This is a genomic window from Paenibacillus sp. SEL1 (assembly GCF_054602535.1).
The window spans coordinates 1,477,597-1,494,729 of record NZ_CM137723.1 but is presented as its reverse complement, the minus strand read 5'-3'; the positions used below and the strand labels follow the sequence as shown (position 1 = coordinate 1,494,729).

Below are 17,133 nucleotides of genomic sequence, written 5' to 3'. Positions count from 1 at the left end.
ACATAATGAATAAAAAAAGTGCTCTGATTGCTACAACTTTGCTTTTATCAGTTGCATTAGCGGGTTGCGGTGGGGGGGAGGCCCCTGTCGCACCGACTACGGCCCAACAGGCCACTCCGGTCCAAGTGGCAAAAGTCACCAAGGGCAGCATTAACGATTCAACAGGTATCATTGGTAGCTTTGCTCCTAAAGAGACGGCTCAGGTGTCTCCGAAAATTAGTGGCAAAATTCAAAGCATTAACCTTACAGTGGGGCAAAAAGTAAATAAGGGCGACACATTGTTTACTATAGACCAAAAGGACTTGCGGGACTCAATTAAGCAATCTCAGGAGTCGTACCAGGTTGCCCTGGCCAATTTAAAGCAGGCAGAGTCAGGTGCAGCGCAATCGGTGCAGCAGGCAGAATCCAGCGTGGATCAAGCCAAAAGTGCGCTTGTCCAGCAAGACAACACGATCACTCAAGCTCAGACCAGTCTGGTAGATGCTCAGAGTTCCGTGCGTGATGCTCAAAATACGCTCAATCGCAACCAACAGCTGTTTAGTGCGGGTGCTCTTTCTCAATCCGAGTTAGAGCAGTCTCAAATAGCGCATAGAAGGGCTGTAACTGCGGTGGAGAATGCACAGATCACACTTCATAATGCACAAACGTCTAAGGAAAGTGCGCAAACAACATATAATAATGCTCAAAAATCATTACGTCTTGCACAACAGAAAACGGGCATTGACGTAGCTCGTGCTTCTGTCAATCAGGCTAAGTCCAGTTTAGACACAGCTCGTAGTCAATTGGTGGATACTGTAGTCAAAGCTCCAATTTCCGGCACGATATCGGTAGTAACAGGAACCCAGGGGCAAATGGTTAGTGCACAATCTGCGGTTGCTACAATAGCGAATACCAATCCTATTATTGCCAAAGTTAACGTTTCTGAAGCTGAGCTTCTTAAATTGCAGGTGGGTTCATCTGTGACTGTAGGTGTGGACTCGTTAAATAAGCGAATTGAGGCCAAAGTATCGGCCGTCAATCCGGTAATGGATAATGATCTCAAGGCATATCCTGTCGAGATTTCAGTCCCTAATGGTTCTGGTGAATTAAAATCAGGGATGGTTGTAACTGTATACATGAAATCAGAAGCTCCTAAAAACATTTTGGTATCGCAGGATGCCATTACGGAGCAGGCAGGGAAGAAGTATGCTTATGTAGTGGAGGGAACTGTTGCTAAGCGGGTAGAAGTGCAAACAGGCCAGGAAAGTGCCAAACAGGTTGAGGTAACCAAGGGGCTTGCTGAAGGACAAAATGTTGTCGTTAAGGGCGTTAGTCTGCTTACGGATGGCGCGAAGATTAATGTAGTGAAGTAATTTGTCTCGGTTATATATACCGTAAATCACTGTTTCTCCGTCATTCCTACTACTTAAAGTGTATTAGAGTATTAGATTTCAAGAGAATCTATAGACTTTATGTGCTTTATATATTCTATGGATAATTCTTAACGAATATACTCCATTAAAGACCGACTTAAATGTACGAAAATAATCCTTGTACATTTAAGGTGGAGAAGGTAAAAGTTGTAGGATGACGGAGGAACAGGTTCAATAGTATAATTATGACTGTGGAAAGCGGAATACATAATCAAAAAAATAAAAATTTTTTTTGAAACGGACGCAACTTTTTGAACCCATGCTACGTCTAATTGGGTGAGTATGAAACAAAGGGGTACAAAAGCGTAAAGACAAAATTCGCTAAAAAAAATCTTTACTGCATTGTTATCACATTGTATAATACTGGAGTACGTCATAAATGGACGCTTTCTTTCAACTAGATTCCAAGCTTCTGTGATATTGTCACAGATATCATTTTATAAGGGTTCTCATAAAGCTCGGAAAGGAGGTGTAACGACTGATGAGTGACAAGATCCGACAAAAAGACAAAAATAATATTTCTGGTTATATTCAAGGAGGAGAAAAAAAGGTTATGACAAAGTTTAATAAAAAAATGATTAACGTGCTGGCAACAGCAACATTGGTTGCTGGTGTAGCAGCTCCAATCGCAGCATTGACTGCACCAACTGCAATCCATGCATCTTCCAGCTATACTTCCAGTAATACACCTAGTATTGGTTCAGGCCAAACTACAAATTCTACTCTGGGTAGAGTTAAAGTTGACGTGAGCCAAGCTTCCGTTGGTAAAGGTGATTCTTTCACTGTTTCATTGCCTAAAGGCTTTGAATTCGGTAAAGATCCTGGAATTGTTACTTCTGCTTCTGATGCTACTTATGGCTTGGGTGTTTACATTGATCCAGGTGATAACGACGAAAATGCTGCTGCTCGTGCTGAAACTGGATATGTACCTGGTGAAGGTGTGTCTGTAGAAAAGCTGACTAATAACTCTGCAAGAGTGACCTTCAACTTCACTAACTCTAAAGATAGCGTTAATCTGTACATGAACTTTGGTAAAATCAATGTAAACGGACCTAGCAATGGACCTGTGAAAGTTACTATTTCTGCACCTTCTGCAAGTGGTTTTACTAGCGGTGAAGCAACAATTGCAAACGTAGTATCTTCCGGTCAGATAGCTTTGTCGGCACTTGATACTGTTTCTAGCGAAGAAAACTTTACTGCAACATTGAAAGTTAAAGAACAAACAGCTGGTTCTTTGGGTAATAACAACATTAAGTTGAAATTGCCTAGTGGTTTCAAATGGGATTCCGCTCCTAAAAGCCCAGCCACTATTTTGTTTACTTCTAAGACAGACAAAGCAATTAAGCCATCAGATGTGAATTATTCTGTTGATGGCGATACACTTACTTTATCTTTGAAAACAGTAAGTGATGCCGAAACTTCTTTCCAATTGCCTGTAGGATTCTATGTTGACGATGAAAACAGTGCAAAAGAAGGCGACGTTACTGTTAGCATCTCTGGTAACGCAACGACTGACGTTAGCTCCCTTGTAGTTGGTAGCTATGGTCAAATCGGTGGTGGCGTTTCCGTTGCTACTCCATCAACAATTCTTGCTGGTCACGACGAGCAAAAAGTTGGCGATATCGTAATTAAAGAAACTGTTGCTGGTTCTTTCGTAAAAGGACGTACTGTAACTTTGCGTCTGCCTGAAGGTGCTCGTTGGCAGTCAACTTTTGAAAGTAATAACCCAGGAAGCAACTTCTCCGGTTCTATGGAGAACACTAATGGTTTGGGTGGAGCAGAGGTTTCCTATACTGACTCTGACAAACGTACTTTGAAATTGACTTTCAACAACGCTAACAGCACAACTGATGCTGGTAGTTTGAAATTGAAAAACGTTGAAGTTGCTACGCAACCAGGTTTCTCCGGCGATCTGAACGTTGATGTTGCTGGTAGCCAAGGTCTGAGCGGTACTGTTAAGGTTGCTACTGTGAAACAAGCAGTTACTCTGGCTGCTGCTTCCAAACCAACCCTGACAATCGGTCTGGGCGATCAACAAGTTGGCGATATCACAATCACTGAAGCTGCTAAAGAAGCTTTCGTTAAGAAAGACGGTAGCCGTGAAGTAATCTTGGAATTGCCAACAGGCGTACGTTTTGCTTCTACTCCAGAAGTAAAAGTTACAGCTGGTGACGTTAAAGTGAAGAGCGTATCTACTGATACTTACGGCGAAAGCAACAAAGGTCGTCTGAGCTTCTACATCGACAGCGAATCTGCTACTCCAAGTACAATCACAATCTCGGCTCCTAAGCTGACTGTTGACCGTACTGTAGCTCAAGGCGACATCGTTGCTAAGCTGAAAGGTAGCGCAGTTTCTTACACTGCATACAAAGGCGCAACTGACAACACTCAAAACTGGAAAGACAACAACACTGCAGCTGCTGAAGTAGCAATCGCAACTGTTGGAACTCCAGCTCCAGGTGCTACTAAAACTAAAGCTGTCTTCACACTGGGAAGCACTTCCTACACTGTGAACGGCGAAAGTAAAACTTCTGATGTAGCTGCTTATGCTGAAAACGGACGCACTTACTTGCCAGTACGTTATGCAGCTGAAGCTTTGGGTGTATCCCCACAAAACATCCTGTTTGACAAAGCAACTTCCACAGTTACCCTGATTAAAGGTGACCGCGTTGCTCAAATCAAACTGAACACAAACCTGTTGACTATTAACGGTTCTGTGGTTCGTATGGACGTTAAAGCTGTAACTAACAAAAACCGTACTGTACTGCCTATCTTCTGGGTGAGCAGAGCGCTGGATGCATCCATCAACTATGATGCAACTGCTAAAACAGTAACTGTTGAAAACAACAACTAATTTAAGAGCAACTCTTTTGAGTTAACTGAATTAGATTAGAAGAGGGTTCCTTTTGGAGCCCTTTTCTTTTATTAGTCTTATTGACAAAGGAGAGAAATTATGAAACGTTTTGGAGTGGCAGTACTGTCCACATTGGTTCTTTCTTCTGCGTTCGCCAGTCTTGCAGGAGCTCAACCAGGTGATATAAAGGTTATTATTAACGGTGTAACTCAGCAATATACCCAGTCCCCAGTTGTTAGTCAAAATACAACCTTGGTGCCTCTGCGTGGTGTTTTTGAAAGCTTGGGTGCGAAAGTCGATTGGGACAGCAAAGCTAAAAAAGTGACAGCATCTAAAAATGACGATACGTTAACTTTAAATGTTGGTTCTAAACTTGCTTATAAAAATAGTAATCCTGTACAGCTCGATGTAGCAACTCAAATTCAAAAGGGTCAAGTACTCGTTCCATTACGTTTTGTGAGCCAATCATTAGGCGCCAAAGTAAATTGGGATCAGGCTACACGAACAGTGACCATTTCCAATCAAGCTAATGGCAGTACTACTGACGACCAAACCAATAGTTTGTCCAGTAAGCCTCTCACAGCTCCTGTGACTCAAGTTACTTATGATACCTATTATAATGATTCGTTGACCTATAATGATGCAGTTAAACTGGCCGTAGCTGATAGCACTTCAGTTAAAACAGCTACAACGAATATCGATCAAGCCGGAAAAATAATGAAAGAAGCTGGCAAGGATATTAATTTTGTTCCAGCAGAAGCAGGTGATGAAGCACAAGACAAAGCTTTTAAAGGTTATGCCCAAACGAACCTTAATTATGAGGCTGCTAAAAAGAACTTGGATATGACCAAAGAAGGCATTGAGTACAATGTGAAGGATCTTTACAATAAGCTTCTTCAAAAGCAGAATGCCGTTAAACTGGCTGCATTGAATATTGAAGATGCTGAGCGCAAGCTGAAAGTTGCACAAATTAAAAGAGATAACCAAATGTCGAGTGATTATGAGGTTACGCAGGCAACTAATCAGTTGACTCAAAATCAAGCTGCTTTAGAGAAGGCAAAAAAAGATCTAGATAGTGCATATGTATCTTTGAACCAAGTGATTGGTTATAAACCAGAGCAACGTTATGAATTAAAGGATAAACCTGTATATTCTGAGTTTAAAGATAATGTGGAAACTAAAGTAAGCCAAGTACTTACCAGCAGCACGGCTATTTGGCTGAGTGAGCAAAAAGTGGATTTGGCTGAATTGAGCTTGAAGCTCTACAATTTTAGTACGCCAGGTAACACACCTTACGAAGCCGAACAGCTTAATGTCGAGAAAGCTCAGTATGCAACAGAGGGTACAAAGAGACAACTCGAAGAAGCAGTAAGAACAATCTATAACAACATCAAAGCGTTGGAAAGTCAATATTCACAGATTCAAGCTGGCTTGGTGAGTGCTAGAAGTGCGGCTGATATGGCTAAGAAACAATTTGATGTTGGGTTGGCTACAGAGCTTCAGGTTTATGAAGCTAATTTGAAAGTCACTACTGCTGAGCAACAGGCCGAAGATATAGTTACAAATATTGATACTTTGAAGTTGGCTTTTGATAAGCCTTGGGCTATGCAGGGTTCTTCTGGAGCTAGCGCACAATAATTAAAACTTAACAATACTTGCTATAACCTGCTGTAGGAGGACTTTATGAAATCACGCTATAAAGTATCGTTGGCTGCTGTTTTACTTGGAGGAGGAATTGTTGCTGGTTCCTTAATGAACAATTCAGTTAATGGTGCCTCCAGTTCTGGACAACCTGGTACAGCTGATGATCCAGTCGTAACCAAAAGCTATGTTGACCAAAAAATTGCTCAGGCAATTAAAGGTGGAGCACCAGCAAGTAATACGAGTAGTAAAACGACTAGTTCGACTACTCCAACAACAAATGCTACTTCTAACACAACAGCGTCAGGAGCTTCTGGTGCAGGAAAAACTTCCACACCAGAGCAGACAGAGGTTTTAAAGGTAGTTGATGTAAAGCCTGGTCAAAAACTGATTGCCAAAGCAGGGTCAGAGTTTATTTTACGTAATGGTTATGCTGTTGTGTATAGTATGGATGCCAGTGGTGCTATTGATATTACTTCTGGAACGGAAATTGTCCATAATCAGACTGTCGAAAAAAATCATTTATTATCCTTTCCTAGAGAAGGAAGAGGTATTCAAGTAAAAGAAGGTCAGAAGTTTGGTCTGGTCGTTATGGTACGAGGCGGTTATACTGTTCAGTAACTGTTTTTGTATATAAGCTGCTTTCGGTGGCTCTTTTTCTTAAATACTGCTTGGGATAGCAAATTGTTCTTGGCTAAATTGAACCTAATCGCTGCACACTAACCCCATGAAAGACAATATGTTTAGTGGAGGGTGTATACGATGGCGTCAAGAGGTCAAAGACGATTAATTCCCGAAAGCCGTGCCAGGTTAGATGATTTGAAGTATGAGATCGCTGCTGAGTTTGGGCTACCAGTTTATAATCCTCAATATACTCATATACATCCCAATGCTGACAGTGAATTTGCTGCAGAATTGGGGGAGTTTGCGGGGGGCCAAAATGTAGCATGGCGTGATTTGACTTCAAGACAGAACGGTTCAGTTGGTGGTGAAATTACTAAGCGACTGATACAATCTGCTGAACGTAGCTTATCTGAATTTGGTACATTGTAAATAGCAATAATTTTCTAAGTTTTTGATTATATAGTAGCGTATAAACTAGGTTATTTACATGTGAATCGAAAATGATTTGCATGTAAACTTACCTCAATTTCGAATGTTGTAATTGGGCAGCATGAATTGACACCTTGTTTTAAATAGGATATCATGGCATTTGAGGCTTGTACGCAACCTTTTCCTACCGGAAAAGGTTCATTTTTTATTAATAAGGTAACAAGATATCTCCCGCCATTTGTTGGCTTGAAGGTATCTGAATAATGCCATTGCCATGTCAGGATTTTTTAATAAATCCTCATGTATTTTAATTGTGGGAGGTTGAAATTCATGTCTGTAAAAGGCCGCCATTTGTTCACGTCCGAGTCTGTAACAGAAGGCCATCCGGATAAAATCTGTGATCAGATATCCGATGCTGTATTGGACGCCTTTCTGGCTAATGACCCTAATGCACGGGTAGCATGTGAAGTATCGGTAGCTACTGGTCTCGTTCTCGTCATTGGTGAAATCAGTTCCAAATCGGAATACGTGGATATTCCATCCATTGTACGTAATACGATTAAGGAAATTGGCTATACACGTGCGAAATACGGTTTCGACTATAATACTTGCGCTGTATTGACTTCTTTGAATGAACAGTCGCCGGACATTGCTCAAGGGGTTAATGCTGCCTTGGAAAGCCGTGATCCTGCTGAAGTAGATAAAGAAACGGAAAACATTGGGGCTGGGGATCAAGGATTGATGTTTGGTTTTGCTACGAACGAGACACCTGAGTTGATGCCTTTGCCTATCGCTATGTCTCACCGTATTGCACGACGTTTGTCTGAAGTACGTAAGGATGGAACACTGAATTATCTTCGTCCAGACGGTAAAACTCAAGTAACGGTAGAGTATGAAAATGGCAAACCTGTTCGTATTGATGCTATTGTGGTTTCTACGCAGCATGCGGAAGATACTACTTTGGAGCAAATTCAAGCAGACATCAAAGAAAAGGTTATTTTGCCAGTTGTTCCTGCCGAATTACTGGATGAGCAAACCAAATATTACATTAATCCAACAGGACGCTTTGTTATCGGTGGCCCTCAAGGAGATGCAGGTCTGACAGGCCGTAAAATTATTGTGGATACGTATGGTGGTTATGCGCGTCACGGCGGGGGAGCATTCTCCGGTAAAGATCCAACCAAAGTGGACCGTTCCGCTGCTTATGCTGCTCGTTATGTAGCGAAAAACCTCGTGGCAGCTGGATTGGCAGACAAAGTGGAAATTCAGCTTGCTTATGCCATTGGTGTAGCTACGCCTGTTTCGATTAACGTCGATACATACGGTACGGGTAAAGTAAGCGATGAGAAGCTAGTTGAATTGATCCGAAATAACTTTGATCTGCGCCCAACAGGCATCATTCGTATGTTGGATCTGCGTCGTCCAATTTATAAGCAAACTGCTGCCTACGGTCACTTTGGCCGTACAGATTTGGATGTACCATGGGAGAGCGTAGATAAAGCTGAAATTCTAAAAGAACAAGCGGGGCTGTAATTCCTCGTATATTATCAAAATAAAAGCAATAACCCAAAAAGACTGTTTCATGCTTTGCATGAACAGTCTTTTTTTGATGTGTTTCGCTGTTAAGTATGAATTTGCACCGAAATACCGAATACTGAGTGACTACTCGGATATCGGTGCATGGTCCAATAAATTTTTAAGTAGACGACAAACCTTTTGCAGTTCCTTGTACTGCTCCAAATACGCAAAAAGGGCTTTCAGGAGGCCTTTTTGCGGGTTGGATTTCAGAGCCTCTTTCTTTAAATGAGCGTAGATTTGCTGACACTCTTGTTTCTCCTCTGAACTCCACGAAGACAGCAGTATACTGTCTTCCAAGGAGTGGAGAAGGCTGTTAATTTGACGGCCTTGGTCAAAGGGATTACTTAGAGCACTTTCAGGTAACCAGCCTTGCTTGCTCCAGAACAAATGTGGAGCTGAATCAGCATTGTTCAGGCTGGTTGCCAAGGAGCTGGATAAGAAGATAATAAACTGTGTTAGATGTTCAATCGTTTCATCATTCATCCGATCGGCAAAGAAGCGAATATATTCAAACACAATGCTTTTAAGTACAAAGGTCATATCCCATGCATGATCTTCAATGCTCGGTCCAAAAATATCAATCAGGCAGTCGCGAACCCATCTGTACAATTTGTATTCATGATTCTCGAATGCGTAATTGAGTTGTTCATTCTGAAAAATAAGCATGGAAGGCTCAGGAAGATCCATCATGAGATACACTTTGTTTTCAACGAGATTTTTCAAGTAAAGTACAATAAAACCGTGCAGTTTATCATGCTTAGAAAGATTAGGTTTACTGTAGAGAGCCCGGATGTCTTGTTCAATGTTATTTTCCAGAATGATACACATTTCTAGAGGGAGTTCTTCTTTTCCTTGAAAATATTTATAGAAGGATGCTTTCGCCATCCCACTTTCTTTGGCGATTTCTTCAACAGATGTTGAAGAATAGCCTTTTCTGGAGAACAGCCGAATGGCTGCCTGTAAAATATCATTTTTCTTACTTTCCATACATACTTCCCCCTAGGGAGCAGCCAACTCGACAGCATCGAAATCACTTCATACATCACAAAGGTTGGTCACGTGTGATAACTGTGTGCTGCTGTTTTTTGAGTTGACGGCGCATCTTGTACTTGGCCATGATCATATACAAGGACGGCACGACAAACAAGGTTAACAAGGTCGAGAATAACAAACCGAAAATGACGGTAAACGCCAGTGGCTTAAAGAGCAGGCTTCCCAATAGTGCTAATGGAATCATACCTACAATAGCTGCCAAAGATGTCAATAAAATCGGTCTGAAGCGAGCAGCAGCCGCCTGTATTACGGCTTCCTTTAATTCCATTCCTTCATGTCGTGCATCCTCGATAAATTCAATTAACACAATCCCATTCCGCACAACAATGCCCGCGAGTGCAATAATTCCCATGATGCTCATAAAACCAATAGGCATACCGGTCAAGAAAATACCAATAATCCCGCCGGCTGCTGCCAGGTACACGGTCGTCATAATAATAATAGGAATGGAGAGAGAATAAAATTGCATAGTAATCAAGAGTAAAATGAGCAAGACTACAACGATCGCCAGCTGTCCTAAGTCCTTGAATATGGTCGATTGGTCAGAGGTTTCCCCACCAACCTCCCATTTGTAGCCTTCTGGGAACTTCATTTGTGCCAGCTTACTTTCAACATCAACCATCGCTTCGCTTGCAGTTCGTCCGTTCAAATCGGCTTCCACCGTAATCGTCCGCTCCATATTGTAATGCTTGATTTGCTGAATAGCAAATGACGGCTTAATCTGGACAAGCTGGTTTAATGGAATTTGCTTACCAGCTGCATTAACTACACTTAATTGTTGGAAAAGCTTACTTGGCTCCTCTTCGCTGTGATTCAAATACATTCTAATATCTACCAGACTGTTTCCAGTATCAAATTGGCTGACTTGGGCTCCTTCTTTTAATAGAAGCAGGGTGCGAGTCAAATCTGTGTAGCTTACCAGGTACTGATCCATCGCTTGTTTGTTGACCTCAAGCTCCAATGCATATCGTTCAATTCCTATATCATCCACGATGCCTGTTGTGCCTTCTACTGTCGCGATCTGCTCCTTTGCTTTTTGGGCAAGGGTTTGCAGTTCATTCAGATCCTGACCTGAGATACGAATAGAAACGGGCTTACCCACTGGAATCCCGAGACGAGGAACATACATCGTAACTGTAACTCCAGGGTAGGATTTCTTAACATGTTGTTCCCAAGCATCAACTGTCGTATTGAGATCGAATACGTTTTCTTTGCCGACGACAGCAATCTGCCCCACCGTTTCGTTATAACTAATATTTCCACCCGAACTATTAATGTCACTAAACAGTTGTGGGGCAGTCCCTCCAGCGCTGTAGACGACCTTGGAAGTTTCAGGTTGCTTTTTCACCCAGCCTGCAAGGTCTTTAACGACCTGGTCGGTTTCCGCAATTGAAGTGCCTACAGGCATTTTTACATTTAGTGCAACATGAGGATCTTCCGACTCAGGAAAAAGTTCAACTGAGGTAAAGGGAACTAATCCATAGGCGGCTGTTCCAAGCATGAGTCCGACCATGGCTGTCAACAAGGGACGCTGAATGACCTTAGGCATCAGTTTTTGTGAATAAAGCTTGTTTAAAGAATGAATCTGCTGGCCGAGCAAGCCTGCTGGTTTAGATTTACCCTGAGGGTGACGAGCCTGTCTGCGCTTCTCATACCATTCTCGAAAAATAGGGATGATGGTGAGCGACATAATCATAGAGGCAAGCATGGTCAGGGAGACAATAGCAGGAATAGGTTTAATAAACGCACCTACATTTCCAGGAAGAAACAACAATGGCGCGAAAGCTGAGATGGTAGCCAGAGTTGCAACCAAAATAGAAAGCATGACCTCTTTGGTACCTTTTACAGCTGCGACTGAGGGTGATTCTCCTAATTCCGTAAGTCTACGCTCAATATTATCATTTACAACTACGGCATCATCCACGAGTATGCCGAGTACGATGATCAGACCGACAACGGAAATCTGATTTAGAGTGATGCCGAACATAGGCAAAAAGATAATGGCAATCGAAACCGAAATAGGAATGGCCAGTGCAACAAATGCAGAGGTGAGCAAATTCAGCCCCAACATACAAACGAGAATAACGGCCGCAATCGCAAGAATCGTTTCACGCTTTAAGTCGTCAAAGATATGGCTTACCTGATCCTTTTGTGCAAAAAGAGTTTGAAAGTGAACACCTGCGGGAAGTGTTTTCTCCAGTTCTTTGAGCTTGGTATTGACCTTTTCGCTCATAGAAGGGATATCTGTGCCTGTTTCTGCTCCAATACTTAGCGTAATGGCCGGTTTACCCTCTACATAGGCAAAGTATTCTGTATTAGGATGTGCCAGCTCCGTTGTGCCGACATCTCTCAAATATACAGGATTACCTTCTTTGGTACGTGTCAAAAGGACCTGATTCAATTCATCAGCTTTTTCGGTCTCGCGAACAATAAGTTGATAGGTACGTCCGTTGTATTCAATATTACCAGTAGGAACCCGATCAATTTGAGACTGGATCGCTTGAGCTACTTGTCCCCATGACAGCTGGTATTGCTGAAGCTTCTGGTTGTCAATATGAACACGTACTTCTTGATCAGGGAGACCATTGAATTTGACGCTAGATACGCCAGAAATGGTGTTGAGCTGATCTTTCCAAGTTGTTGTTAAATCATTTAGTTTATACAGTGGTGCGGAAGAGTCAGCTGTTAGGGCATAGGAGCCGATAAAAGAGCTGGTTAGCTTGTCATTTACAACAGGCACTTCAGCGCCTTGAGGAAGATCAGCTTGTGCATCCTGCACTTTTTTACGCATATTATCCCAAACCGTTTGAGGATCAACTCCGTTTTTAGATTCGATTAAAATAGAGGAGAATCCGTTACCAGAAGTCGAACTAATCGTTTTAACACCTTCAACTTCCTTAATGCGTTTCTCCAGCTCTTTAGTTACGGTTTGTTCTACTTTTTGTGGTGAAGCACCAGGGTAGACTGTTGTTACCGTGGCATTTTGTATGGTGACATCCGGCATTTCCTGCTGTGGTAACTGGAAAAAGCCGAAGATTCCGACCAAAATCAGCATGACAAAAAACAGCAATGTAATTTTTCGTTTTTTTACGATGTACTCAATCATGGGCGTCCGCCTTCCTCCGACTGAATCGCATTTCCATCAAACAGGTTTTCTGCCCCTTTAACGATAATACGTTCGCCTTCACGAAGTCCCGATACGATTTGCAACTGATTATCTACAACCTGATTACCAAGCTCCACAGGGGTTTTAACAGCTTTTCCTTGAATGTCTTTGAAAATAAAAGGCTTGCTTCCCGTGTTAATGACTGCTTCGGCAGGAACGAGAATCCCATTCTTGTCGGTCACCTGTTGAGCAGCTTTAATGACCTGACCGGGTAACCAGTCTCGCTGTGGATTGTTTATAACAATCTCTACGTTAACCCTTCCCGTGTCGGTGCTGGTTGAAGGATAGACGTTAGACACCGTACCTTGACGAGTCTCTTCATAGAGCGCCACTTCTACTTGTTGACCCTTTTTCCAATCCTTAATTTCACTGTCTGGTACAGGAAGCAGTACTTTGAGGCGGTCGATGGAGCCTATGCGATAGACGGCTTGCCCTGACGCGACCAAATCACCTGTATTCACGATTTTGTCTAAGATTACACCGTTCACAGGAGAGATTAGACGTGTGCGTGAAAGTGCAAGTTCTGCCTGCCCCTTGGCAACAAGGGCTTTTTCGTAGTTGGCATGGGCTTGTTTTTGGGAAGCTGTAGCCTGTTCACTGGCCGCAAGGGCTTTGCTTTTACCTGCAAGCGCATCTTGAAAGGAAGCTTGGACGGATTGATGATCTTCGGCTGTGGCTCCTTCCAGCAAAAGGGACAGGGATTCCTTGGCTTGTTCCAGGTCTTTCAGGGCTGCGGTAGCATTCAGGCGAGCATTTTCATTATCTGATGCGGTAGCAGCGCCTGCCTCAAACAGCTTCTGTGTACGCTCGCTATCCGTCTTGGCCTTGTTATAAGCGCTTTGTGCCTTATCTACAGTAGCTTGCGCTTGTTGTTTCTCTTGAGCACGTGCGCCTTTATTGACCTTGTTAACATTCGCGCGAGCTCCTGTAATGCCGGCATCGGCGGATTGAATCGCGGAGGTAGCAGCCTGTAAATTAGCCTGTGCGTTATCAATACCAGCCTGTGCCTCCAAGATGGAGGCTGTCGCCTGTGCCACCTGAAGCTTGTAGTCAGCGTCATCCAGACTAGCAATAACGGCGCCTTTCTGTACAGCAGTACCGACAGTGAGATATGCACTGGCTACAGTGCCTCCATTTTGGAAAGCCAGTGTGTTCTCCTCATAAGCCTGAAGAGTGCCTGACAAGTTATAGGCCGTATGAAGTGGCGTGGATTTGACGATTGCGGTGCGCACAACGGTTGGCTGTGCAGATGAACCTAGAGCGGCATCTTTTTTTTCTGTAGAACATCCGGTCATTGCGATGCTCAGGGATAAAGTGAATATGATGATGGCCCGTTGTTTATTCATGATTATCAATCCTTCCGATAGGGTCATAATTGGAGTTGTGAACTAATCAGTATTATTTGAACTATTAAGTTCAAATGTATTATAGTGCGCCGATATTGCATTCGTCAATTCATCGTTTTAGATTTTATGAATTAGTTGACGGGATTTTCGTAACTTTTGCCTATATAATAAGTCTATTAACATAAGAGGATTTTTTTGTTTATTGATAGAGTACACGTGCGGAATAAAACCGTTTGAATACACTGGAGATGGGAGCTATTATCCAAATGTTTTTAAGTAATAAGAAACAGAGTGAAGTGAAAGTAAATGGCAGAGGAATTGCTAAAAGATGGGCCGTGTTAACACTGGCAGGGGTATTATGGGTCGGTCCGGTTGCTGGAGCTGGGGCTCTAATCCCCTTGAATGGTTGGATGTCTGCTCCAATCGCAAGTGCAGCCTCTGGTTCAACTGTAAAATTGGGCGAAGAGATCATTACTTCGGGTGCAACATTATTGAAATATCGTTTTAAAGGGTCCAAAGGAACAGCGCTGGCTGATATCATTCGAGTGGACTTACAAAATCCGTACGTCAAGCTGGATGTCATGACGGGGAAGAATGGACAGTTTACGACCCGTCAGAGTACAGGTGGCATGGCAAAAGAGACCGGGGCGGTTGCTGGTGTAAACGGAGATTATTTTAATACCTCCAGCGAGGGAGCGCCGATCGGTGGACAAGTATCCAAGGGTGTGTTGATGTCTACTCCATCTGATTTAACGGGTATGTATGCCTTTGCTGTAACCAAGGATGGTTCTCCCATGGTAGAGCAGTTTACTTTTGAAGGTACAGTAAAAGCTGGAGATGGGTCGTCCTTCTCTTTGGCAGGGATGAACAAGGCTTCGTATTCGCCTGAGACGAGTGGGGGCGGCTATAGCCACTCTAATGCTATGTATATTTATACATCTGCTTGGAAAGCGATTGAGCGGCCCAAAAACAGTTCGACAACGCCCACCGAGATATTGGTACAAAATGGTGTGGTTACACAAGTCTCCGACAATGCTACATTGAATATGACCGTTCCGCAGGATGGCTATATTTTACGTACTCATGGTAAAGCTGCTGATTATGCCAAAGCGCATCTGACCGTGGGACAGACGGTAGAAACAAGTTATCACCTTCGTGTTAAATCGACAGGGAGCGAAGTAGATCCTTCTAACCTTCAAATGATGATTGGTGGACATACCATATTAGTAAATGACGGTCAGAAAACCTCTTTTTCTCGGAGCACAACAAGCATAGGCGGGACGCGTGCGCGTACAGCTCTGGGATATTCTCGTGACAAGCGTTACGCTTATGTCATTGCTGTTGAGAAGAATGGGAACAGCGTCGGTGTATCCCTGAGCGAGTTGCAAACGCTGATGAAAGATATTGGCGTCTGGAAGGGTATGAACCTTGACGGGGGCGGCTCTACCACCATGGTGACTCGTGATTTGGGAGATACGACAGCGGGGCTTACGTTCAATACAGAGTATGGCACAGAGCAACGTAGTATTGTAAATGGAGTGGGGGTATATACCAATGCTCCTAAAGGAACGCTCAAAGGCTTCACCATCAAGGGCAATAAAACGTTGCTGATTGGTCAGACCGGAAGCTATTCCTTCAAAGGTTATGACAATTACTACAATCCATTCGATACCTCGAAAGTACAAGTGACGTGGAAATCCAGCAATCCGGCTGTTGTGTCAGTGAGCGGCGGTGTTGTAAAGGGAGCCAAACCGGGAACTGCTACTTTAACGGCATCCAGTGGCTCAGCCAGCGCTACAACCAAGGTCACGGTGCTTGGAGCAGATGAAATTTCATCACTTACCGCTGGTACTGGAAGTGGCTCGCTTACCGCTGGAGCTAAAATCGCTGTACCGGTAACGGCAAAGACAAAAGATGGACAGAGTGTCAGCATTACCTCAGATGCGCTCAAATGGGATTTCATCGGCTTTAAGGGAAGTGTCAAGGACAATCAGCTTACGGTAAATACAGTGGATGCAGGTGTGAAAACGGGCTATGCCATCGGTCGCTATGATGGTTTCAGCGCTGTCGTCTTCCTATCTGCTGGCGGAGCAAGTACAAACAACTGGGAGAACTTCGAAAATGTTTCGTATCCGGTTGATTTTACTTCGAATGTGGAAGGTGTTACCGGCACAGCGGCTGTTGTACAAGGAGATGGCGACCATGCCAATTCCAAAGTACTGGAGCTGAACTACGATATGACGAACGGCAGTGGTAAAATGTATGCTTACGCTCAATTGAACGGCATATCCGGGAAAACGCTTGAACAGGCGGCTACTTCCATCTCGATTGATGTCAGAGGGGATAAGAGTCTGAACTGGTTGCGTGCGGAGTTAGAGGATGCTCAAGGCAAAACAGCATATATTGATCTCGCTAAAGTGATCGACTGGAACGGCTGGAAAACCATTAACGCAGATATGAGCGGTTTGAATATTTCGTATCCGGCGAAGCTGAAGCGTCTTTATGTGGTCAATGTGGCGGAGGGTCAGGACGAGCGTGCTAAAACAGGTAATATTGCTTTTGATAATATTTCTTTTAATACACCGGGAACGGTCGGTACAGAAGGACTCAAAAAAGGAACAGCTCAAATGACGATTGGACAAAAATCAATGACGGTGAACGGAACGCCGACCACGATTGATGCCACACCGATGACTCGCGATGGTTCAACGTATGTTCCGATCAAGTATGTACTGGACGCATTTGGCGGACAAGCCAAATGGAATGCGGGCGATCAGCGGATCACCATTATGCGCGGCGGTGTGCTGATGGATTTGACCGTAGGGAAAAAAGAAGTTGTTCTGAACGGGAAGCGTCAAAGCACTGATGTTGCACCCATTGTGCTAGGAGGTAGGACTTTAGTCCCATTAAGACTCGTTTCTGAGCAGTTAGGAATGACTGTAAAATGGGAACAAGAAACGAAGACCATCACCCTCCAGTCATGATATGGTATGATATATACTTGAAATGCTAGGATTGGAGTAGAACATT

10 protein-coding genes are annotated in these 17,133 nt (G+C 43.4%); 7 read left to right on the top strand and 3 right to left on the bottom strand.

All coding sequences use genetic code 11. The features are described from left to right. Nucleotides 1-5: 5 nt before the first annotated feature. The 6 genes from ACYCSE_RS06820 to metK all read left to right on the top strand — a co-directional run bounded on the left by ACYCSE_RS06820 (nucleotide 6) and on the right by metK (nucleotide 8,493). Complete coding sequence (locus ACYCSE_RS06820; RefSeq protein ID WP_459701882.1) at nucleotides 6-1,352, top strand: efflux RND transporter periplasmic adaptor subunit; 1,347 nt, start codon at nucleotides 6-8, stop codon at nucleotides 1,350-1,352. A 541-nt stretch (nucleotides 1,353-1,893) separates the two neighbouring features. Then, nucleotides 1,894-4,266, top strand: coding sequence for a copper amine oxidase N-terminal domain-containing protein (locus tag ACYCSE_RS06815; protein ID WP_254350506.1), 2,373 nt, complete (start codon nucleotides 1,894-1,896; stop codon nucleotides 4,264-4,266). A gap of 99 nt (nucleotides 4,267-4,365) precedes the next feature. Continuing rightward, nucleotides 4,366-5,904 (top strand): stalk domain-containing protein, encoded by a 1,539-nt coding sequence (locus ACYCSE_RS06810; protein ID WP_459701881.1) that lies wholly within the window; start codon nucleotides 4,366-4,368, stop codon nucleotides 5,902-5,904. Nucleotides 5,905-5,949: 45 nt separating this feature from the next. After that, nucleotides 5,950-6,528, top strand: coding sequence for a hypothetical protein (locus ACYCSE_RS06805; RefSeq protein ID WP_459701880.1), 579 nt, complete (start codon nucleotides 5,950-5,952; stop codon nucleotides 6,526-6,528). Nucleotides 6,529-6,669: 141 nt separating this feature from the next. Beyond that, nucleotides 6,670-6,960, top strand: coding sequence for an alpha/beta-type small acid-soluble spore protein (locus ACYCSE_RS06800; RefSeq protein ID WP_061831635.1), 291 nt, complete (start codon nucleotides 6,670-6,672; stop codon nucleotides 6,958-6,960). 330 nt (nucleotides 6,961-7,290) lie between these two features. After that, on the top strand, nucleotides 7,291-8,493 hold the full coding sequence (gene metK, locus ACYCSE_RS06795; protein ID WP_013312298.1) for a methionine adenosyltransferase: 1,203 nt from the start codon (nucleotides 7,291-7,293) through the stop codon (nucleotides 8,491-8,493). A 129-nt stretch (nucleotides 8,494-8,622) separates the two neighbouring features. Here metK and ACYCSE_RS06790 read toward each other — a convergent pair whose 3' ends face one another. From ACYCSE_RS06790 to ACYCSE_RS06780, 3 genes are read right to left on the bottom strand one after another with little or no spacing between them, the layout of a single operon-like run. Continuing rightward, nucleotides 8,623-9,525: a TetR/AcrR family transcriptional regulator gene (locus ACYCSE_RS06790; protein ID WP_459701879.1), complete on the bottom strand. Its 903-nt coding sequence runs from the start codon at nucleotides 9,523-9,525 to the stop codon at nucleotides 8,623-8,625. A 55-nt stretch (nucleotides 9,526-9,580) separates the two neighbouring features. Continuing rightward, on the bottom strand, nucleotides 9,581-12,697 hold the full coding sequence (locus tag ACYCSE_RS06785; protein WP_459701878.1) for an efflux RND transporter permease subunit: 3,117 nt from the start codon (nucleotides 12,695-12,697) through the stop codon (nucleotides 9,581-9,583). Continuing rightward, nucleotides 12,694-14,103: an efflux RND transporter periplasmic adaptor subunit gene (locus ACYCSE_RS06780; protein WP_459701877.1), complete on the bottom strand. Its 1,410-nt coding sequence runs from the start codon at nucleotides 14,101-14,103 to the stop codon at nucleotides 12,694-12,696. Before ACYCSE_RS06780 ends, ACYCSE_RS06785 begins: the two co-directional genes overlap by 4 nt. Before the next feature lie 266 nt (nucleotides 14,104-14,369). On the opposite strand from ACYCSE_RS06780, the gene ACYCSE_RS06775 reads away from it, so the two are divergent. Beyond that, nucleotides 14,370-17,087, top strand: a complete 2,718-nt coding sequence (locus ACYCSE_RS06775) for a stalk domain-containing protein (RefSeq protein ID WP_459701876.1) — start codon at nucleotides 14,370-14,372, stop codon at nucleotides 17,085-17,087. Nucleotides 17,088-17,133 lie beyond the last annotated feature (46 nt).